Here is a 20,803-nt window from a genome sequence, read left to right on the forward strand (position 1 = left end):
AAGGCTCCCGCGGGAGCCTTCAACTTTTGTTGGGAATAACTAACCTATAGGAGAGCTTTTAGTCCCTCTATTGCTTTGTTATGGTCTTTGTTCTCAACCCATACTGCGTTTAATCCGCATTCCCGTGCGCCAATAACGTTTCTTTCACTATCATCTAAGAATACACATTCTGCTGGGTTAAGGTTGTATTTATCAATGATAGTTTGATAAATAGCGTGGTCTGGTTTAATTAGTTTTACCTCGTATGAGAAGACACCGCCATCCAACATAGGAAGAAAATCAAGCTGCTTTGCTGCAAGCTCTCTAAGATGAGAAGACCAGTTAGAAAGGAAAAGTACCTGATAGCCTTGAGCCTTAAGGTCTGCAATCCAATTCTTAGCAAAATCATACTGCCAAAGGGCATCCCCTGCAGTATTCCAAAAATGAAGAATCTCGTCCTTAATCTCAGGAGCATCCTTTGTAAACAAATGAACCAGCTCGTCGTTTGTCAGGACACCTCTGTCCACCTCATCCCATTTATGATCGCCAAAGACATTGGCTTTAATCTTCTCAACCAAAGCCTCATCATTGTTAAACTCTTGCATTAGGTATTTGGTCCAATCGTAGCCAATCAGGACACCACCAATATCAAAAATAATCGTCTTAATCATAGTAACCTCTTATCAAATCCTTTTTGTATTTACTACAAAAGAATATAGCCGAAGTATTTAAGGATGTAAAGGAAGCCATGCTATTTCTGATGAAATAGTGTAAGATATTCTAGATAAAGGAGGGTGCTATGAGCGAGAAAGAAAACTTAGAGTGGGAAGAGATTTCCTGCGAACATATCATAAACGATGAATGGATTGATTTTAGAAAAAGCGCTTACAGATTTCCAGATGGAAGCACTTTTGAACCATATTATAGCTATAGCCGTAGGGATTACGTGGTAATCATGGCAACTGATGAAGAAGGAAAATATATCTGTGTTCGACAGTATCGTCACGGAATCAAGCGTGTGACCACAGAGTTTTGCGCTGGTGGTATCGAGCGCAAGGATGGCAAAGAGTACGGGAGCCGCGCAGATACAAAGGATATAGAGGATGCACTTGATGCTGCAAAGCGTGAGCTAATGGAGGAGACTGGATACGAGAGCAACGACTGGAAGTTCTTATTATCAGTTCCTTCAAATGCTACTATGGCTGACAATTACGCAAACCTCTTCGTGGCAAAGAACTGCAAGAAGGTAAGCGGGCAAAACCTTGATGATACAGAGTTCTTGAATGTTCATCTTCATACAAGAGAGGAAATTGATGAGATGATTCAGACCGGAGAATTCCCACAGATGTCCCATATTATGGCATTACTCCTTGCTGAAAAAGAAAATTAAAATTTTACTTACATGATGAAAAAAATTTTGCTATAATCTCACAATGTACGAAAAAAAGTAAGAAGATATAGCGCTGGTATAATTGGAAACGCACACCGAAATGGTGATAACGAACAACACGCCTTAGGTCTTCCCCTGGTTATAAGAAAGGAGAACCCCAGGTATGTTACCACAGAATAAATTTCAGGAAGTTGTATTTACACTTTTCATGGCATTCGTCATGGTTTACGCAATGATTTGCTACAACATTGCACTTAATGTTGGAGGAATGCAGAACTTCATTTTTCTTGCAGCATTTAAGGAGATGATAATCATGTGGCCAATAGCAGTAGCGATTGAGCTTTTATTTGTAGGAAAGCTTGCTCAGAAGCTGGCATTTAGATTCGTTACTCCAGGTAAGGATCCAATGATTATGATTGTCCTTGCGATTTCAGCAATGTCTGTTTGCTTAATGTGCCCACTTATGAGCCTTGCAGCTACAATTCTATTCAAGAGCGCAGGCGTTGAGTTCGTGGCAGTTTGGCTTCAGACTACAGCTTTGAATTTCCCAATGGCGCTTTGTTGGCAGATTTTCTTCGCTGGCCCATTCGTAAGAAACGTGTTCGGATTCTTTGCAAAAAGAAAATAATGATTAGAGATTTGCAGTCACACCAATTTGGTGTGGCTGTTTTTGTTTATAAATGGGATAATAAGAGCTATGAAAAGGAAATTAATAGCAGAGATACTTTTGGTTTCAACCTGTCTTGGGTTATTTGGTTGTGCTAAGCAGGCAGATGTTAAAGTTCAGGAGGAACCAGTATATCAAGAGAAAACTGAAGATATAAGTGCATCCACATCCGTTGAAGATGAAGCAACTGAGGATAAGGGTGAATATGACTTTACCTTATGCTTTGCCGGGGATATCAATTTTGATGAAAATTGGGCTACCACGCAGTATTTAAATCAATGTAAAAATGGAATCCAAGATTGCATCGCTCCAGAGTTAATGGATGTGATGAAAAGTGCTGACATAATGTGGATAAACAACGAGTTTACCTATAGCGATGGTGGACAGCCGCTGCCTGGAAAAGCCTATACCTTTAGGGCGAACCCAAGTCGCGTGGAGCTTTTGAAGGAGCTTGGTGTAGACATTGTTGGGTTGGCCAATAATCACGTTTACGACTATGGCAAAGATGCACTGCTGGACACTTTCACTACCTTGGAAGATGCTAAGATTCCCTATGTGGGAGCAGGCAGAAACCTAGAGGAAGCCAGTAAGCCATATTACATGGAGGTAGAGGGCAAAACCATAGCCTTCGTGGCCGCTTCTCGAGCTGAGAAGAACAGAATGACTCCACAGGCCACAGATACCGAGCCAGGCATCCTTCGATGCTATGATACAGAGCTATTTGAAGAGGAAATCAAGGAAGCTGATGCAAATGCTGACATAGTGGTGGCACTGCCACATTGGGGCACGGAATATTCCACTACCCTGGAGCAGGTACAGGTGGATACCGCTCACAAGTATATAGAAGATGGCGCAGATGTAATCATCGGCGCCCATACTCACTGCCTGCAGGGATTTGAGTACTATAAGGATGTGCCAATCGTGTATAGTCTGGGAAATTACTGGTTCAACGAGAAGACCTTGGACACAATGTTAATCAACCTTCATTGTTATGGAAACGATGATGAGCAGCATATGGATGTCATCATTACGCCTGGTCTACAGACAGGATGCACCACTCAGTATGTGAAGGATGCAGTAGAGCAGAGAGCGCTTTACGATAGGCTGGAAGATATTTCGGTTAATGTGGATATTGATGATGAGGGGAAAATCGAGGTAATCGAGTAGACAAAATAAATCATTGATGTTATTATTTCAATAGAAAAGGTGCTACCGATAGACGGTAAGCCCAATAATCGCAAATTAACTAATAACCGCTGAGCTGGACACTTGGGCGGTTATTTCTTTTTTGTCACATTGTAGACTAATGTAATTACGCCAATTAAAACTAGAGAATAAGTGAATAAATCACTATATGAAACCATTAGCATCCCTCCTTTTATACTCAGAGGGCTGTGACACCCTCTGGTGAGGGCTTAACCACCTACCGTTATCGTAGCACCGAAGGTTAGTGTAACAAATAGTTTATTTAGATTCAATCGAACAGTGAATGTTCGATTGTTTTTTTATATAATTAAAGAGTAAAAAGTTTTGAGAAGGAGTGTATTGGCGTGAACGATAAGTACGAAACTTTAAAAGAGGGATTATATACTGCTTATATAGATGGCTCTTTGGCATCAAACATAGAATATCGTCCCCAGTTTATTTCAAATAATTACAAAGAGGGTAAAAAGGTATTATCTGCGATAGACGATGAACTATTGAAATGTGATAAATTTCAGATAAGCGTTGCCTTTATTACTGCTGCAGGAATAGAAGCTCTATTAATGACTTTGAAAGAGCTTGAAAAGAAAAATATTCCAGGTGAAATATTAACCACTAATTATTTGATGTTTTCTGAGCCTAAAGCACTTCATACGCTAAATAGCTTAAGCAACATTACTTTGAAAATGTATGATGTAGAATCTTCTGGAAATGCGTTTCATACCAAAGGATATATTTTTAAGAAAGCAGAAGTATATAGCATCATTATTGGTAGCTCCAATATTACAGAAAAAGCCTTAACTGTAAATAAAGAATGGAATACAAGAATCATTTCGACATCAGAAGGTGAAGTTGCAAAAGATATACTTAGTGAATTTAATGAGTTTTGGAATTCTCCATTTGCATTAGATTTCGACGAGTTTTATGACGATTATAAAAAGAAATTTGAGATAATAAAGCAACAAAAGAAAATTGCTGCCAGCGTAAATCCTGTAGATATAAGGACATTTGAATTAAAACCCAATAAGATGCAGGTTGCTTTCATTAACAACTTGTATAAGATTATTAATGCAGGAGAAAATAAGGCTCTATTAATTTCTGCAACAGGTACAGGAAAAACGTATGCTTCTGCCTTTGCTATGAGGGACTTAAAATATGATAGAGTTTTATTTTTGGTCCATAGAGAGCAATTGGCTAAACAATCAAAGAAAGCATATATAGATATATTTGAAAATACTAAAACTTTGGGAATTCTAGGTGGCGGTATAAGAGAATATGATTCAGATTTTGTTTTTGCTACAGTTCAGACTTTAAGTAAGAAGGAACATTTGGAGAGATATAAGCCAACAGATTTCGATTGTATAATAATGGACGAAGCACATCATTCTCCAGCGAATTCTTATAGAATAATAATGGATTATTTTAAACCTAAGCTGTGGCTAGGGATGACTGCAACACCAGACAAAAGAGATGATGATATTCTTGAGAATAATGTATATGAACTATTTGATCATCAGATAGCATATGAAATAAGATTGCAGCAGGCTATGGAAGAGGATATGTTATGTCCGTTCCATTATTTTGGTATAACAGATTTAGAGTTTTTAGGAGATTCGAATAATATCACTATTAACCAATTAACAAGTCAAGAAAGAGTAAAGCATATTGTAAACCAAGCAAGTTATTATGGTTATTCAGGAAGTCGACTAAAAGGGTTGATTTTCTGTAGCCGTAGAGAAGAGGCTAAAAGTCTTTCATATGCATTAAACGAGACCATAAATCCAGAAACGGGAAAAAATTATAGAACGATAGCAATAGATTCAAGTACAGCAACTTCTGATAGAGAAGAGGCTTTTGATAGACTTGCTATGGAAGAGGATGATGAACAAATAAATGGAGAACCACTTGATTACATTATATCGGTTGATATATTGAACGAGGGCATAGATATAGTTGAGGTAAATCAAGTAATAATGCTTAGACCAACACAGTCTCCAATAGTTTTTATTCAGCAGTTGGGAAGAGGCTTGAGAAAGGCTGAAGGAAAGGAATTCGTTGTAATACTTGATTTTATCGGAAATTATAATAATAATTTTATGATTCCTATAGCTCTATCAGGAGATAGAACTTACAACCAAGACTCAATAAGAAAATATGTAATAAGTGGATGTAATATTATTCCAGGTGCGTCTACAGTTCATTTTGATGAAATAGCAAAAGAAAAAATCTTTTCATCAATTGATAGAATAAGGGGCATGAAATCAATCATTAAAGAAAGCTATATTACCTTAAAAAATAAGCTTGGGCGTGTTCCTTATATGATTGATTTCTATGAAAATGGAGAGATTGATCCATTATTAATAATTCAAGAATACAAGACTTATCCAGATTTTTTGGTTAGTATGGAGGGAAATAAGTATTCTGGGGAGCTAACTGATAATGAGAAGACTACACTAGAATACCTATCAAAGACAGTATTAAGTGGAGTTAGACCATTTGAGCTAGAAATATTACAACAGCTTATCTACCATTCAGAAATACGTTATTCAGAAATTAGAAATGTAATAGAAGAAAAGTATAATATTCAACTAAGTGAAGAAGCTTTTAATAAAGGAATAGAACTTTTAGAAGGGCGTTTTGCAAGTAAAGATACAGAAAGAACTAAATATGTAGACGCAAATGCGTTATATATAAAAGAACATGTAGGACGAGTTGCATCCATGCTATATAGATATAAGCATGCTACTTATTATTTGCACCTTAACGATATAATAAAAGTAGGATTACAGCGGTTTAAAGATAAATATAGTACGGGATTCTCGGATGAAACCCCATTTGTTTTATATGAGAAATATACAAGAAGAGATGTGTGTATGCTAATGAACTGCGGAAAAGATATGTCTGCAACTATGTTTGGAATGCAAAGAATAAATAACGATGTTTTTATATTTGTAACTTATCATAAAGAAAAGCCAAATGATGACAGAAATTATGTAGATGGTAAGCCTGATTACGCAGATGCATTTGAGGATAGTAGTTTATTTAGGTGGGACTCTATGATAGGAAAGGGCATAGATAGCAGCTATGTATCAGATGTAAAAGAAACAGAGAGAAAACATCTATTTGTAAAAAAGAGTGATGCAGAGAAAAATTTTTATTATATGGGACAATTTGATATAAGGGATTGTAAGGCGGATAAGAAAATGGATAACAAAGGAAAAGAAAAAGATATTACAAAGTTCATTTTTAAAATGCATCACCCAGTAAGGGAAGATATATTGAAATACTTGCAAAGCTATATAACAGTTGCCTAAAGACGAATAATATGAATTTAAAGAAGGGAGAAAATAACTATGAAGACAGTAAAAGTCGTCGCAGCGGTAATCTGCGACTCAATCCAAGACAAAAATAAGATATTTGCGACAGCTAGAGGATACGGAGATTTCAAAGGCGGATGGGAGTTTCCAGGAGGAAAGGTAGAGGCTGGAGAGACTCCACAGGAAGCTTTGGTGAGAGAAATCCATGAGGAGCTTGATACAAAGATCAAAGTTGGCAAGCTCATCGACACCATCGAGTATGACTACCCAACCTTCCATCTTTCAATGGATTGCTTTTGGTCAGAGGTGATGGAAGGACATTTGGAGCTGAAGGAGCATGAGGCGGCAAAGTGGCTCACCAAGGAAACCATTGATGATGTGGCATGGCTACCAGCAGATATCACACTAGTTGATAAGATCAAAGCTGAAATGAAATAAAAAGAACAGCCAATAAATATGCAGATACCATTTGAGTATCTGCATATTTTTTAGTAAGGTATTAAGAAGAAAAGAGGAGAAACATGTTGAAGATAATACTTATATACCTAGCCATAGCAAACCTAGCAGGTCTTGCTGTTATGGCCATCGACAAGAAAAGAGCTATTAAAGGCCAGTGGCGAATCCCAGAAAAGACTTTGTTCCTATTCAGCCTAATAGGTGGAAGCATAGGAACCTGGGCAGGAATGTACTTATTTCGCCACAAGACCAAGCATTGGTATTTTGTGATTGGAATGCCAGCAATCCTGTTTATCCAAATTGGATTGGTAGTATTCTTTAAGCTGAGATAACAGGCATCCAACCCAATCAAAACAACCTAAAGAAATAGAGATAAGATTTATTAATGACAGAAACAGATTTTATTGAAAAATATGCCAGTAAACTAAACGACCAGCAGTTAGAAGCAGTGAAGACCGTAAATGGTCCGGTGCTTCTTTTGGCGGTGCCTGGAAGTGGAAAGACCACAGTGCTGGTCAATCGCCTGGGCTATATGATATACACCCAGGGAATCGCACCTGAAAACATCCTGACTCTTACCTATACCGTGGCAGCCACCAAGGATATGTCAGAAAGGTTTAAAAGAATCTTTGGTGACGAGCTTGCAGATAGGCTAGAGTTTAGAACTATAAATGGAATTTGTGCAAAGATAATTGCCTATTATGGAAGAATGATTGGCAAGACTGCTTTTGAGCTCTGTAGCGACGAGAAGGAGACAGCCAAACTTCTTTCCAATATTTATGTGCAGGTTACAAGAGATTATCCAACGGAAAGCGATATCAAAACCCTTCGTACCTTGATAACTTACTGCAAGAATATGTCCCTGACTTCAGACGAGATAAAGAAGCTGGGGAAGGAAAATGACCTGGAGCTTCTGAAGATATACGAAGGCTACAACACCTATCTAAAGAACAACAGCCTTATGGATTATGACGACCAAATGGTGTATGCCTACAAGATATTAAAGGGTTCCAAGGTTGTTCTTCAGTATTTCCAAAATCAGTACCAGTATATATGTGTGGATGAGGCACAGGATACCTCGAAAATCCAGCATATGATTATTTCCATATTGGCAGGAGCTGGTGGAAATCTGTTTATGGTTGGGGATGAGGATCAGAGTATTTACGGCTTTAGAGCAGCCTATCCAGACGCGTTGCTAAACTTCGAACGAGAGCATATTGGCGCCAAGGTTTTGGTTATGGACAAGAACTACCGCTCAAATGGAGCCATTGTTCAGGCTGCAGATTCATTTATCCAGCACAACAAAGACAGGCACAAGAAGCATATTTGCGCCATCAGAGAATCGAAAAGTGAAATCAATTTTGTTTCCATAGAGCGTGACAAGCAATACAATTACCTAAAGGAAGTGGCGAAGAATCCTAAGGGAAAAACCGCCGTATTATACAGAGATAACGAGAGCGTGATTCCTTTGGTGGATATTCTGGATAGAGAGGGAATCCCTTACAATATCAAGAATATGGATATGACCTTTTTCAGCAACAGAGTGGTGCTGGATATTGTGAATATCTTGAGATTTGCCTTCGTCCCAATGGATGAGGAAATCTTTATGAAAATATATTACAAGCTTCAGGCATATATCAGTAAAAGCGTTGCCATGGATATGTGCATGCAGGCTGAGATACATCACACAGGCATACTGGATGCAGCAGAGTTTATAGAATTGAATCCTTATGTCCTTGGAAATTGCAGAAGCTTAAGAACCCATTTCAAGAACATGACAAAGGAGAGTCCTTATAAAGCAATCAAAAGAATTGAGAATTATATGGGGTACGGGGAATACTTGGCCAATAATAACATAGATGCCAACAAAATCTTTATCCTAAAAATGATTGCCAAAAAGGAAAAGGACATTCCAGGCTTTTTAAATAGACTTACGGAGCTAAGGCAGCTTCTTTTAGAGCAGGAAGCCTCTCAGGGAGGAAGAATAATCCTTTCAACCATCCATTCTAGCAAGGGCCTGGAGTATGATTCAGTATACCTGATAGATGCCATAAATGGGGTGTTTCCAAACAAAGTAGTGAGAAATATGGAAAAGGCCACTCCTCAGGAAAAGAGTGATTATGAGGAGGAGAGACGAATCTTTTATGTAGGCATTACCAGAGCCAAGGACAACCTGACGGTATTCAAATATAAGAATATGCCATCTACCTTTATAAAAGAACTTAATCCAGCCAGCAAAGCAGAAGCAAAGGCAAACACCACTAAAAAGGAGTATCATTATAGTCCTTTTGCAGCAGCTGGAAGATACAAGAAATAGAGAAGCATAATAATAGCTGTCAGCCAATCACTGACAGCTATACTTTTCTATAAATTCTTTAATTGGTAAGGGGCGAGAATAATAGTAGCCCTGTAAATAGGTGCATCCGATTTCCCGCATCTTTCTAGCCATATCTTCATCTTCTATACCCTCTGCGGTGATGGTGAAGCCAGTGGTGGTAAAGGCGCTAACTTCATTAGGAAGAATGGCATCCGGATTGTTACAGTAATCCCATACGATACTCATGTCCAGCTTAATATTTATGAATGGAGTACGGTGAAGTCTTGCCATATTTGAGTAACCTTTACCGTAATCATCCAAAACAAACTTGAAGCCCTTATTAGTGAGAGTCTCAATTTGCTTTTCCATTAGAAGCTCATCAATCATGGACTCCTCAGTGATTTCCAAATGAATAAGATCAGGTGTTATATTGGCGTCCTCAATCATTTTTGTAAGAGTCTCATACAAATCAAGCCTCATAAACTGAATAGGAGAAATATTAACGTTTATAAATGTTAGCCCAGTGTTCTTAAAGCCTGATGATTTAACAAACTGACAACATTTTCTGAAAACCTGCTTACCCAGCTGATTAATCTTGCCGTTCTTCTCAGCAATAGGGATAAATAGTCCAGGTGGAATAATCTTTCCATCATTTCCTCTAATACGAGCAAGAGCCTCCGCTCCCGCAAGCTTACCTGTTGCTGAATCTACAATAGGCTGAAGAAATACTTCCACCGCATCATTTTCAATGGCTTTATCCAAAGCACGCTTGATTCCGCTTTCTGCAAGAATTCCAGCTGCAAAATCGTCATCATAAATATTTATATCATTACCAACAGTTTTGTCTGCCTGAATAAAACCATCAGAAAATACTCTAAGGAGGACCTCGTAAGGAAGAGCTTTCGCAGACAAATTAACTATGCTAGCGCCAACATCCAAATAAAGTTCAGTGTCCTTTGAAACCCATGGAGAAAGGAATCTTTCCTGAATCTTATCGTAAATCTGATGCCAGTCCACGTCTTCCTTGGAGAACATAACAAATCTGGCATTACGATAGTCAAAAATAAGATAATCAGGAAATTCTTTCTTAAGGTAGTTCTCAATAAGATAAACACCCTGATTCATCTGCTGGATACCGTAAAGCTCCGTGCTATCAATATAATTATGTACACAGAAAATCAGCGCGTTAATTGGCTTTTGACCATTAATCTCAATAATGTAATCTCTTAAGGCTGCACGATTGAAGATATAGGTTCTTTCCTCTAGGTAGCCATCAGGATTCTCAAAGGAAAGATAAATAACTATCATGGCCATTAAGCAGAAGATATCCATTAGAAGATATTTTGGGAAAGCATATCTTACTATCAAGCCAATAGTTAGAATAACGTTGTACCAAAGAATAATGTATTTTTCACGTTTCCTTACAAGACGGTTGCGTTGTTTAATCAATGTAATAAATGATAGCGTGAGATAAAAGGCGAAGATTGGATACAGTAGGTTATACAGAGGTCCACTGTGATAACCGCTTTCATCGATATAGTAGAACCATTTTGTCCAAGGTGCCAAGAGCACAATAATGATACCTAAATCTACAGGAAGATTGATGCAAAACTGCTGGATTTTGCTGGCAAAAAGGTCGATTTTAAGCACACTTGCAGTGAAGATATAAAAAGCAAATGCACGGGACAAAAAGAATATGAAATAGCTACTGTTAAGCACATAAAGAGCCCACGAAGGAAAGGACTGATGATTTATATCAGCCCAGGTCGAAAAAAGATCTGATATCATAACGAGGCACTCGAGAGATACCACGTATATAAACACAAGATTCTTTCTTACAGGAAGTCTAGGTAGGGATACATAGTATCCAACGAAGACAGATATTATCATTATGCTAGGAATAAGATAATTAAAATTCCACATAAAAAGTACCGAATATAAAAAAGGTGTATAAATATACTCAAAATAAGGTATTATTGATTATAAACTAAGTCTGTGAATTTTTAGCAGAATAATTGTGAGGAGATTGCAATGAAAATAGTATTTTTAGACAGAAAAACAATTGGAGAAGATATTGATTTGTCAGGATTTGAACGCTTTGGTGAGGTTGTAATTTATGATTACTCTTCATCGGAGGAGGTGCCAGCTCGAGTTGAGGATGCTGATGTTATCGTTCTTAACAAGGTATTGATCAATGAACAAACAGTAGGAAAAGCCAAGAACCTTAAGTTGGTTTGTGTCACAGCAACAGGCACAAATAACCTTGATAAGGATTTTCTTGCTGCTCGTGGTATTGAATGGCGCAACGTGGCTGGATATTCCACTGAGGCTGTTACTCAGCATACCTTTGCATTGGCTTTCAATCTTATGGAGCATCTTAATTACTACGATGACTATGTTAAATCTGAGAAATATGTAAATGACAAGATGTTTACTCATTTTGAAATGCACTTCCATGAGCTTAATGGCAAAAATTGGGGAATCATCGGTCTTGGTGCCATTGGAAAGAGAGTAGCAGAGGTTGCTAAGTGCTTTGGAGCAAACGTATCCTACTATTCAACTAGCGGAAAAAATCATGACAACACATACAAAGAGGTGGATTTTGATACTTTACTTGCAGAATCGGATATTGTTTCTATTCATGCACCACTTGATGACAATACCCTTCACTTGATGGATGCAGAGGCTTTCAAAAAGATGAAGAAAAGTGCAATCCTCATCAATGTGGGTAGAGGACCTATCATTGTGGAAAAAGACCTTGCTGAAGCTCTTGAAAGTGGACAAATTGCAGCAGCCGGTTTGGACGTTTTGGATGTTGAACCAATGTCACCAGAAAATCCTCTTGTGAGGGTGAAGGATAGCAATAAGCTTCTAATCACCCCACACATTGCCTGGGCTGCAGTGGAGGCTCGGCAGCGCCTGATGAAGATAATTGAGGGTCAGATTGAAGAGTGGAGCAAGTAGACACGTTTAGGATTTTTCTTAAAGTAGACTACAAGAGGTCATAGAATCTTCAAAATGATTTGCTATACTGAACATCCACGGGAGAATGCACAGTGGGGACAGTGTATGAATTGGAATTTTGAAGATGAAAGTAAACCCTATAGCTCCGACGATGCCATTGATGATTTGGAGGCTGTAAGGGCTATGCTTCATGAGGCTCAAAAGAAAATAAATCGTGGAAAACTAGAGTCTAGCGATATCGGAATAAACATTAGTATCCAAGTTGAGGATAATGACAAAGATTAAAGCAGTTGTTATAAATGTTATAGCAATTGCTTTTTTTTACACTTTTTTCACAGTTTATACTTAGTTATAGGCTATAATCCAAATAGTCGGTTTGCTAGCTTTGTAGAGTAATACTGTTCAATCGGCCAGAGGGGGATGAAAACGGAGGTCGAATATGGAGAGCAAAGGAAAAGTTGGTAATGAAGATAAGCTATTAAAATTGTCCAAGTTGGCATCACTTAGAACGGCGTTACTTGGATTATTAATCGTATCTTTAGTATGTGTTGGTACTGCAGCGGTAATCGTAGGTACAACGAACATGCGTCGAGGTATGGAGTACGAGGTTAAGACCGGTGTTATGGCTACCTGTGCTTCCTATGCGCAGGTGCTAGACTATATGAAGGATGAGATGTCTGCAGAAAATGCTTCAAGTATTACTCTAGAGCAGGATATGCATAATGAGACTGGCTATGACTACACCTTCTTTAGAGGAGATACGAGAGAGCGTTCAAGTATCGAGGGTGCAGTAGGTACAAAAGCCAGCGACGCTGTAATTGCAGAAGTAATTAACAATAAGAAAAATTATTCGGCCCAAAATGTAATGATTAATGGACAGCGATATTATGTAGCTTACATTCCTTTAAAGGATGATGATGGTTCTGTTTATGGCATGGCTTTCGTAGGTTTGAAGAAAATCGAGGTTACCGAGTACATTAGTAAGAAGGTTGCGTGGACCGTTACTCTTTCCTTTGGTATCATAATTGGTTTTGCGGTCATTGCTGTTTTATATATCATCCAGATTATTAAAGCTATTGAAGAAAACGTTCGAGCTGTTCGACAGATGGCAACAGGCGATTTGGAAATTCAGCTTAGCGACAAGGTTAAGCATAGGAAAGATGAGCTTGGGGAAATGTCTAATGCGTTGTACGACATGGCAGCCAAGATTCGTGAAGTAATTGGAAGTGCAAGAGTATCTTCTAATGAGGTTGATGATTCAGCAGGATATTTGAATGATACAGTTAAGACCATTGCAGAGACTGCGGACAATGTAACAATCGCCGTAGCTCAGGTTGCAACAGGTGCATCTAGTCAGGCAGAGTCATTGCAAGAAGCTGTTGAGAACGTAAACGACATTAATGATGCTGTTCATCTTATTACAGAGAACACCGAGCAGATGCAGGGCTTGGCAGATTCGATGCAGGAGAATTCAAAGGCCAGCCAGGACAAGCTTACAGAGCTTAGAATGTCGACCCGAGAAAGCATTGCAGCCATCGACAGTATTGTTAATTTGATTGGAAATACAAACACTGCTGTTACAACTATTAGTGAAGCGGTAGCGATTATCGATTCAATTGCCGCTCAGACAAATCTGTTGTCCCTCAATGCAAGTATTGAGGCAGCCCGTGCTGGTGAGGCAGGTAAGGGCTTCGCCGTTGTTGCTGATGAGATTCGTCAGCTGGCAGATCAGTCTGCAGATGCAGCTAAGAACATCCAAGAGGCTATGAAGGGTCTTGCAGATGATTCAAACAAGACAATGGAAGAGGCTGGAAGTGTTCAGGAAGCTATTAGTAAGCAGCGTAGTACAATTCATAGAACAATTGAACAGGTTGATAGCTTGATTGAAGATATCAACAAGTCAATTGCTCTTACAAGAGAGATTGTTGAAAACGTAGATAAGACAGAAGCAGCAAGTAATGCTATTTCTGATACAATTACAAATCTTTCATCTATATCTCAAGAAAATGCAGCAAGCTCAGAGGAAACAAGAGCTTCTATGCAGGATCTTTCAGATACAATGGATGTGCTTTCACAGAAGGCTACCAGCTTGAATGACATAGCTAAGGTCTTAGACGACGAGATGTCATTCTTCCAGTAAAAATTATTAAAAATATTGAGGCACGACTTCTTCGAAAAAGTAGTAGTCGTGCCCTTTTTATTATTGTTTTTAGACACATATTCTAATATAGTATAATTAAAGGCAATTTAATGCATAAACATGGGGGTTTTACATTAAATGGGAAGCAGTGAAAAAGATGTAATGGGGAACATTGATTATTCTGCGCAGGATATCCTATATATGCTTAGGGATTTGCCGGATGCATGCTGTATTTTCAAGGTTATAACAGACCCATTTGGTACTGTTCAGGACATGCTGTTTTTGTTTGTTAATGAAAAGTATGCCAGCCTAGTTGGTAAGCCAACTAGCGAGCTTATTGGTTCTACCTACTATTCAACAGTAGCCAACAGGGATGAGGATTGGATTCGCCTGAGCTATCAGGCAGCGTTTATGCGCCAATCTGTAATTAATCGAACCTACAATACACAGTTTAGCAGATGGTTTGAATTCTGGGCAGTGCCTGTGTATCAAAAGGGTTTTTGCGCTTTTATCATCCATGATGTTACAGCTGAAAAACGCAAGGAAGAGAATCAGGTTATAAAAAGCAAATCTAATAATTTCATTTTGGATTGTGCGAAACAGCTATCCAAAAATGATTTTAAGAAGGGTGTTAAATATACCCTAAAGGAACTTGGAGCAGTCTTAAAAGCTGACAGAGTTTGCATCATAGAGTCAAATCATGGAGAGGTCGGAGACATCCATGAGTGGTCAGATCGTTTCAGTGGAACAGGGCTTCCGTCCAAAAAGGCATTTGAGGAATATGATTTCTTCACCATGTGGGAACGTCAGCTAGGCGAAAATGACGTGGTGGTTATAAACGATAGTAAAGTCGTAAATGAAAGGAACAGCCAGGTTTATAAGTCTGTTTTAGAGGGCTCAGTTTCTAGATATATTATTGCAGCATTGCGAAATAAATCAGAAAGTATCGGCTATCTACTGATAGATAATTTCTCCCTGGATTTGGATATTAATCTGAATGAGGTCATAGAATCCGTTAGTATTTTCCTTTCTGAGGAGCTCTTGAACTACAAGCTGATGCAGGAAATGTCATATATGACTACACACGATCCATTGACTGAATTGGGAAATCGTCATGCCTTTAATGCAACCATGCATATGTTAGAGGGCATGGATATTTCAGTGGGTATTTGTTTTATTGATATTAATGGCCTTAAGTTTTTCAACGATAACAAGGGTCATGATGAAGGTGATAATGTTATTAAAGAGGTTGGCGGTGTTATCTCTTCAGTCTTCAAAAAGAAGTATTGCTACAGAATTGGTGGAGACGAATTCTTGGTAATCGTACCTCAGGTTACACAGGAGCATTTTGAGGGAGAGGTAGAAAAGCTCAGGAAGAAATCCAAGGCTTATCCTATTGCTATCGGCGCGGTTTGGTCAGATGAAGCGAAGGATGTAAAGGAGCTTATCAACCAGGCAGACAAGCTTATGTATGCCGATAAAGCCGGCTATTACAGTGAACATGACCGCCGAAAAGAAGAGCAAGATTAAACAAAAAATTGCAAAAACGACTGTCGCATGTATTGTGCGACAGTTTTTTTATTGCTAAAATATGGATTTATATAGGGACTTAACATTTATAGCTTGGAAGGGAGAGAGAGTCATGATTAATAAATCCTACAAAAAACTGCTGGAAGGTAAATCTATTATTCGAGAGCTTAGCGAGTATGCTACAGCTAGAGGTAAGGAAATAGGCTATGAGAACGTATTTGATTATAGCCTGGGAAATCCTAGCGTACCTTGTCCAGATGGTTACACCGATGCAGTTGTTGATATGTATAATCAGGAAAATCCAATGACAATTCACGGCTACAGCCCATCCTTGGGAATAGAGGATGTTAGAGCAGCAGTGGCAAAATCTCTTTCAAAGCGTTTTGATATAGCCTACGAGGCAAAGCATATTTTTATGGCAATCGGTGCAGCAGGAGCCTTGGCCCATGCCTTCAGATTGGTGACAGAGCCAGGTGATGAGATAATCGTCTTTGCACCTTTTTTCCCAGAGTACAAGGAATATATTGGCCGCACTGGGGCAATTATGAAGGTTGTTCCACCTCAAACAAAGGACTTCCAGATAAACTTTGAAGCCTTCGAGGCCACCATCAATGAAAAGACTATGGCGGTACTTATAAACTCTCCAAACAATCCTTCAGGAATTGTTTATAGTCAGGAGACCATAAAGCGTCTTGCTCAGGTTTTGGAGGAAAAGCAAAAGGAGTATGGACATGAGATTTTTATCATTAGTGATGAGCCATACAGAGAAATTGTATTTGATGGCAAGGATTGTCCGTACCCAGCAAAGTACTATGACAACACCTTGACCTGTTATTCCTTCTCTAAGAGTTTATCTCTTCCAGGTGAGAGAATTGGTTATGTAGCTGTTAATCCAAAGGCTGTAGATGCAGACATTCTGGCTGTAATCATGGGTCAGATTAGTCGTGGTATAGGCCACAATTGTCCAGCATCCACATCCCAGCTGGCAGTGAGCAAGGTGTTGGATGAAACCAGCGACCTTAGTGTTTACGAGACAAATATGAATCTTCTTTACGATGCACTTGTAGATATGGGCTTTGAGGTGGTACGTCCGGGTGGTACCTTCTATATCTTCCCAAAGGCCTTGGAGGAGGATGCAAACGCCTTTTGTAAAAAGGCATTAGAATATGATTTGATATTAGTTCCTGCAGATAACTTTGGATGCCCAGGATATTTTAGAATGGCTTATTGCATAGATACAGAAAAGGTAAAGCGTTCTATACCTGTCTTTCAGAGATTTGTAAAGGAAGTATATTCAAAATAGATTTAGCGAGGGTTTTATGGCTAAGCAAAAGAAACAAATTGAGTATAGATATTATGAGATTCAGAATGGTCATTATGTAATGGCTCTTCTAGGTGACACTTGGGTACAAAGCTACGGTGCCACCGAAGACAATCTCTTACATTTTCACAATTACATGGAAATTGGCTATTGCTATTGGGGCAATGGAAAGCTGACAATCGAGGAATCCAGCGTAAATTATAAGGGTGGTATCATCACTATAATTCCAGAAAATATCCCTCATGAAACCAGAAGCTTCAACCATGGAATATGTAAGTGGGAGTATTTGTTTATTGATATTGATAGCTTTATTCGAAATGAAATGCAGTTCAAGCGAATGCTTCCTGAGGAAGTGATTAAGCGACTTAACAATCAGGGCTATGTGATTCAGTGGAATCAGAATAAGGCTTTGACCTCAATTGTTAGAAACATTATCGAGGAATATAGAGACAAAAAGCCTTATTACAAGGATGCTGTAAAGGGTTATTTGAGGGCCTTTGTAGCGGAGCTTCTTCGAATTAATGAGGATATGAGCACCAGCCTTACCTTAGAGGAGAAGCGCTTAAATAGCTATATCGAAAAGAGTGTAAATTATATTGCAGATCATTATGCTGATGATATTAAGATGTCTGATGTTGCTTATGAGTGCGGCCTGTCGGAGAGTCATTTTAGACGAATCTTCGAGGAAAGTATGAGCATGAAGCCTTTGGATTATCTGAATATGATTCGTATTGATAAGGCTTGTGAGATAATCCAAAACAAGGATTATGCAATGGAAGAGGTAGGATTTAGAGTGGGTTATCAGACTCCATCCACCTTTAATCGAAACTTCAAAAAGTTGACGGGGAAAACCCCTTATCAGTGGAAGAAGGAAGAAAATACAATAGGAATTACGAAAAAGAATTATAAGATAAGTGCTAAGAAAGGCTGGTAAACGCCTTTCTTTTTTTGTGCATAATTTAGACTATAAAAGTCCATGGTTTCAACATATTTTCGTGAAAAAACACTTATACCCATGTGAGAAATAGTCGAATTTGCAATTTTTAAGAACGTTTATATAAAACAATAAAACCACTCAAACTAGTAATATGACCATATGAGGAGCACAGATAACACTGAAAATTGTGCAAGGTGCACAAATCTGTGCATAAATTTTTTACTATAAGGAGAAGGAAGAAAAAATGAAGAGAAAGTTAATTTCACTCATGCTCGTTGGAGCAATGGCAGCTTCTATGGTAGCTTGCGGTGGTTCAGACGCTACAAGCTCAAATGGATCAACAGATGGTGCAGCAGAGGGAGCTGCAGCTGATGTTCAGTCAGACGACGAGAACACACTTACAGTTTACGCTTGGGATGAGAACTTCAATATCCCAGCTCTCCAGGCTGCTGAGAAGGATTATCAGGATGTTAATCCAGACTTCAAGCTTGAAATCATCACACAGTCACAGTCTTCAGACGTTGAAAGTGCAATCACACTTGCAGCAGAAGCTGGTGACTACAGCACATTACCAGATATCGTACTTTTCCAGGATCATTACTTCCAGCAGTACGTTACAAACTACCCAGATGCTTGGCAGGATGCAAACGATGCTAATTGTGATTGGGATGGACTTGGAGCTGAGAAGCTTTCTTACTCTACAGTTGATGGCAAGCACTTCGGCTTCCCTGTAGATGCAGGAACAGCAATCTTCGCATACAGAACAGACCTTCTTGAGCAGTGTGGTTACACAATTGATGATGTAACAGGTATTACTTGGGAAGAGTTCGACAAGATCGGTAAGGAAGTATGGGAAAAGACAGGTAAGTACCTCCTTTGTATGGACGGTGATGGAAACGACTTATTCTACATGATGCTTCAGGAAGAAGGCGTATCACAGTTCAAGGATGGAAAGCCATACATTACAGAGAACAAGGAGCTTGTTCAGGTATTTAACACACTCGTAACTCTCGCTCAGGACAATGTACTTTACCTTGCAAATGACTGGTCAGACTACACAGATCAGGCTATCCAGGGCGACATGGTAGCAGGTGTATTCAATGGTAACTGGATTATCCCAACAATCAAGAAGGTTGATTCAAACAAGGGTAACTGGGCTATAACAACAGCTCCTACACTTACAGGTAAGGAAGGCTATGCTTCAAACGGTGGTTCTTCACTTTACATTACAGCTAACTGCTCAAAGACAGATCTTGCTAAGGATTTCTTAGCTTACACATTTGGTGGTCGTTCAGCTGAGGATGGACAGTCTACAACATATGATGATGCACTTCTTAACGGTGGTGTTATCGGAACATGTGCAGCAGCTGCAAACTCAGATGTTTACCAGCAGGGTGTTGAGTACTTCAATGATCAGGCTATCTATGCTGATATCGTAGAGTACACACAGCACGTTCCAACAGTAGAGCAGTCTGATTATCACTATCAGGCAAGAACAGCTCTTGCAACAGCACTTATCAATGTACTTCAGAATGGTTACACACCAGAGCAGGCTCTTGAAGAGGCTGAGACAAACCTTAAGTTCGAAATGGGCTTATAAGATTTAAAGACAATAACTGATTTTTCATTGGGAAGTGGCTAGCCCACTTCCCATTTTTACAGAAAGGGGATGCCAAAGTGGAGAAGAAAAGACATGGAATGACACTTGCAAACAAGCAATTGGCAGCCGGCTGGTTGTTCCTTACACCAGCAACAATTCTCATTTTCATAATGAGCTTTTATCCAATTATTCAGGCTTTTATTACATCATTTAAAACAGGAAAGGGCGTAAACATTCAGTTTGCAAACCCACTTACATACAATTATTCTCGAATGCTTCAGGATGTAATTTTCAAAACATCTATGAAAAATACATTCCTTTATTTAATAGTAGAGGTTCCTATCATGCTTGTGCTTGCAATCCTTTTAGCACAGCTTCTTAACAACAAGGACCTTAAGTTCAAGGGATTATTTAGAACAGCAATCTTCTTACCTTGTGCTACATCACTTGTATCTTACTCATTGATTTTCAAGTCAATGTTTGCAACCCAGGGTCTTATAAACTCAGCTCTCATGAAGATGGGAATTATCTCTGAGAATATTAACTTCCTTGGTACAGCAGGAACAGCAAGAGCCGTAATCATCATCGCTCTTATTTGGAGATGGACAGGTTACAACATGGTATTCTACCTTGCAGGTCTTCAGAATATTGAATATTCAGTATATGAAGCAGCAAAAATTGACGGTGCCAACGGTTGGAAGACCTTCTGGAACATTACAGTTCCTCTTCTTAAGCCAACAATCGTTATGACAGCAATCATGTCAATCAACGGTACATTACAGCTCTTCGATGAGTCAGTAAACTTAACTAGCGGTGGTCCTGCAAACCAGACAATCACAATGTCACACTACATTTACAATCAGGCCTTCGGTCAGGGCGTTGGTAACTTTGGTTACACATCAGCTATGTCCTTTGTAGTATTCATTTTGGTTGCTATACTTGCATTCATCAATTTGAAAGTAGGTGATACTCGTGACTAAGA

At 38.9% G+C, this 20,803-nt stretch carries 17 protein-coding genes; 15 read left to right on the forward strand and 2 right to left on the reverse strand.

Annotated features, from left to right (window positions below):
* Window positions 1-44: 44 nt before the first annotated feature.
* On the reverse strand, window positions 45-650 hold the full coding sequence (locus tag BLR54_RS11255; protein WP_090421106.1) for an HAD family hydrolase: 606 nt from the start codon (window positions 648-650) through the stop codon (window positions 45-47).
* A 128-nt stretch (window positions 651-778) separates the two neighbouring features.
* On the opposite strand from BLR54_RS11255, the gene BLR54_RS11260 reads away from it, so the two are divergent.
* From BLR54_RS11260 to BLR54_RS11290, 7 genes are all read left to right on the forward strand, one after another.
* Entirely contained in the window at window positions 779-1,369 is a 591-nt protein-coding gene (locus BLR54_RS11260; protein WP_090421109.1) for an NUDIX hydrolase, read from the forward strand.
* 163 nt (window positions 1,370-1,532) lie between these two features.
* Window positions 1,533-1,997, forward strand: a complete 465-nt coding sequence (locus BLR54_RS11265) for a DUF2798 domain-containing protein (protein WP_090421112.1) — start codon at window positions 1,533-1,535, stop codon at window positions 1,995-1,997.
* Between the two features lie 69 nt (window positions 1,998-2,066).
* Window positions 2,067-3,203: a CapA family protein gene (locus tag BLR54_RS11270; RefSeq protein ID WP_090421115.1), complete on the forward strand. Its 1,137-nt coding sequence runs from the start codon at window positions 2,067-2,069 to the stop codon at window positions 3,201-3,203.
* Between the two features lie 383 nt (window positions 3,204-3,586).
* Window positions 3,587-6,553, forward strand: a complete 2,967-nt coding sequence (locus tag BLR54_RS11275; protein ID WP_090421117.1) for a DEAD/DEAH box helicase — start codon at window positions 3,587-3,589, stop codon at window positions 6,551-6,553.
* A gap of 39 nt (window positions 6,554-6,592) precedes the next feature.
* Complete coding sequence (locus BLR54_RS11280; RefSeq protein WP_090421119.1) at window positions 6,593-6,994, forward strand: (deoxy)nucleoside triphosphate pyrophosphohydrolase; 402 nt, start codon at window positions 6,593-6,595, stop codon at window positions 6,992-6,994.
* Between the two features lie 83 nt (window positions 6,995-7,077).
* Entirely contained in the window at window positions 7,078-7,344 is a 267-nt protein-coding gene (locus BLR54_RS11285) for a DUF1294 domain-containing protein (protein WP_176761933.1), read from the forward strand.
* Between the two features lie 53 nt (window positions 7,345-7,397).
* On the forward strand, window positions 7,398-9,329 hold the full coding sequence (locus BLR54_RS11290; RefSeq protein WP_090421122.1) for an ATP-dependent helicase: 1,932 nt from the start codon (window positions 7,398-7,400) through the stop codon (window positions 9,327-9,329).
* Window positions 9,330-9,356: 27 nt separating this feature from the next.
* On the opposite strand, the gene BLR54_RS11295 is transcribed toward BLR54_RS11290, so the two are convergent.
* The gene (locus BLR54_RS11295; RefSeq protein WP_090421125.1) at window positions 9,357-11,252 is read right to left on the reverse strand and encodes an EAL domain-containing protein; all 1,896 of its coding nucleotides are present in this window, start codon (window positions 11,250-11,252) and stop codon (window positions 9,357-9,359) included.
* 108 nt (window positions 11,253-11,360) lie between these two features.
* Between BLR54_RS11295 and BLR54_RS11300 the strand changes: the two genes are divergently transcribed.
* The 8 genes from BLR54_RS11300 (at window position 11,361) to BLR54_RS11335 (ending at window position 20,801) form a co-directional block, all read left to right on the forward strand.
* Window positions 11,361-12,293, forward strand: coding sequence for a D-2-hydroxyacid dehydrogenase (locus BLR54_RS11300; protein WP_090421128.1), 933 nt, complete (start codon window positions 11,361-11,363; stop codon window positions 12,291-12,293).
* A 105-nt stretch (window positions 12,294-12,398) separates the two neighbouring features.
* Window positions 12,399-12,578 carry a hypothetical protein gene (locus tag BLR54_RS11305; protein WP_090421131.1) on the forward strand — a complete coding sequence of 60 codons (180 nt, stop codon included), beginning with the start codon at window positions 12,399-12,401 and terminating at the stop codon, window positions 12,576-12,578.
* Window positions 12,579-12,732: 154 nt separating this feature from the next.
* On the forward strand, window positions 12,733-14,433 hold the full coding sequence (locus BLR54_RS11310; protein WP_090421134.1) for a methyl-accepting chemotaxis protein: 1,701 nt from the start codon (window positions 12,733-12,735) through the stop codon (window positions 14,431-14,433).
* Between the two features lie 138 nt (window positions 14,434-14,571).
* Entirely contained in the window at window positions 14,572-15,963 is a 1,392-nt protein-coding gene (locus tag BLR54_RS11315; protein ID WP_090421137.1) for a sensor domain-containing diguanylate cyclase, read from the forward strand.
* Between the two features lie 112 nt (window positions 15,964-16,075).
* Complete coding sequence (locus BLR54_RS11320) at window positions 16,076-17,266, forward strand: pyridoxal phosphate-dependent aminotransferase (RefSeq protein ID WP_090421139.1); 1,191 nt, start codon at window positions 16,076-16,078, stop codon at window positions 17,264-17,266.
* A 16-nt stretch (window positions 17,267-17,282) separates the two neighbouring features.
* Entirely contained in the window at window positions 17,283-18,218 is a 936-nt protein-coding gene (locus BLR54_RS11325; RefSeq protein WP_090421142.1) for a helix-turn-helix domain-containing protein, read from the forward strand.
* 247 nt (window positions 18,219-18,465) lie between these two features.
* The gene (locus BLR54_RS11330) at window positions 18,466-19,821 is read left to right on the forward strand and encodes an ABC transporter substrate-binding protein (protein ID WP_090421145.1); all 1,356 of its coding nucleotides are present in this window, start codon (window positions 18,466-18,468) and stop codon (window positions 19,819-19,821) included.
* Between the two features lie 98 nt (window positions 19,822-19,919).
* Entirely contained in the window at window positions 19,920-20,801 is an 882-nt protein-coding gene (locus tag BLR54_RS11335; RefSeq protein ID WP_176761935.1) for a carbohydrate ABC transporter permease, read from the forward strand.
* Window positions 20,802-20,803: the final 2 nt, after the last annotated feature.

Source organism: Pseudobutyrivibrio sp. YE44 (genome assembly GCF_900104335.1).
Lineage (GTDB): Bacteria > Bacillota > Clostridia > Lachnospirales > Lachnospiraceae > Pseudobutyrivibrio.

Excerpts from the sequence above, each read along its gene's own strand:
- BLR54_RS11285 (WP_176761933.1), top strand. The coding sequence starts at position 7,078 with ATGTTGAAGATAATACTTATATACCTAGCCATAGCAAACCTAGCAGGT.
- BLR54_RS11315 (WP_090421137.1), top strand. The coding sequence starts at position 14,572 with ATGGGAAGCAGTGAAAAAGATGTAATGGGGAACATTGATTATTCTGCG.
- BLR54_RS11255 (WP_090421106.1), bottom strand. The coding sequence starts at position 650 with ATGATTAAGACGATTATTTTTGATATTGGTGGTGTCCTGATTGGCTAC.
- BLR54_RS11270 (WP_090421115.1), top strand. The coding sequence starts at position 2,067 with ATGAAAAGGAAATTAATAGCAGAGATACTTTTGGTTTCAACCTGTCTT.
- BLR54_RS11295 (WP_090421125.1), bottom strand. The coding sequence starts at position 11,252 with ATGTGGAATTTTAATTATCTTATTCCTAGCATAATGATAATATCTGTC.
- BLR54_RS11265 (WP_090421112.1), top strand. The coding sequence starts at position 1,533 with ATGTTACCACAGAATAAATTTCAGGAAGTTGTATTTACACTTTTCATG.
- BLR54_RS11300 (WP_090421128.1), top strand. The coding sequence starts at position 11,361 with ATGAAAATAGTATTTTTAGACAGAAAAACAATTGGAGAAGATATTGAT.
- BLR54_RS11320 (WP_090421139.1), top strand. The coding sequence starts at position 16,076 with ATGATTAATAAATCCTACAAAAAACTGCTGGAAGGTAAATCTATTATT.
- BLR54_RS11280 (WP_090421119.1), top strand. The coding sequence starts at position 6,593 with ATGAAGACAGTAAAAGTCGTCGCAGCGGTAATCTGCGACTCAATCCAA.
- BLR54_RS11260 (WP_090421109.1), top strand. The coding sequence starts at position 779 with ATGAGCGAGAAAGAAAACTTAGAGTGGGAAGAGATTTCCTGCGAACAT.
- BLR54_RS11290 (WP_090421122.1), top strand. The coding sequence starts at position 7,398 with ATGACAGAAACAGATTTTATTGAAAAATATGCCAGTAAACTAAACGAC.
- BLR54_RS11330 (WP_090421145.1), top strand. The coding sequence starts at position 18,466 with ATGAAGAGAAAGTTAATTTCACTCATGCTCGTTGGAGCAATGGCAGCT.
- BLR54_RS11305 (WP_090421131.1), top strand. The coding sequence starts at position 12,399 with ATGAATTGGAATTTTGAAGATGAAAGTAAACCCTATAGCTCCGACGAT.
- BLR54_RS11310 (WP_090421134.1), top strand. The coding sequence starts at position 12,733 with ATGGAGAGCAAAGGAAAAGTTGGTAATGAAGATAAGCTATTAAAATTG.
- BLR54_RS11335 (WP_176761935.1), top strand. The coding sequence starts at position 19,920 with ATGACACTTGCAAACAAGCAATTGGCAGCCGGCTGGTTGTTCCTTACA.
- BLR54_RS11325 (WP_090421142.1), top strand. The coding sequence starts at position 17,283 with ATGGCTAAGCAAAAGAAACAAATTGAGTATAGATATTATGAGATTCAG.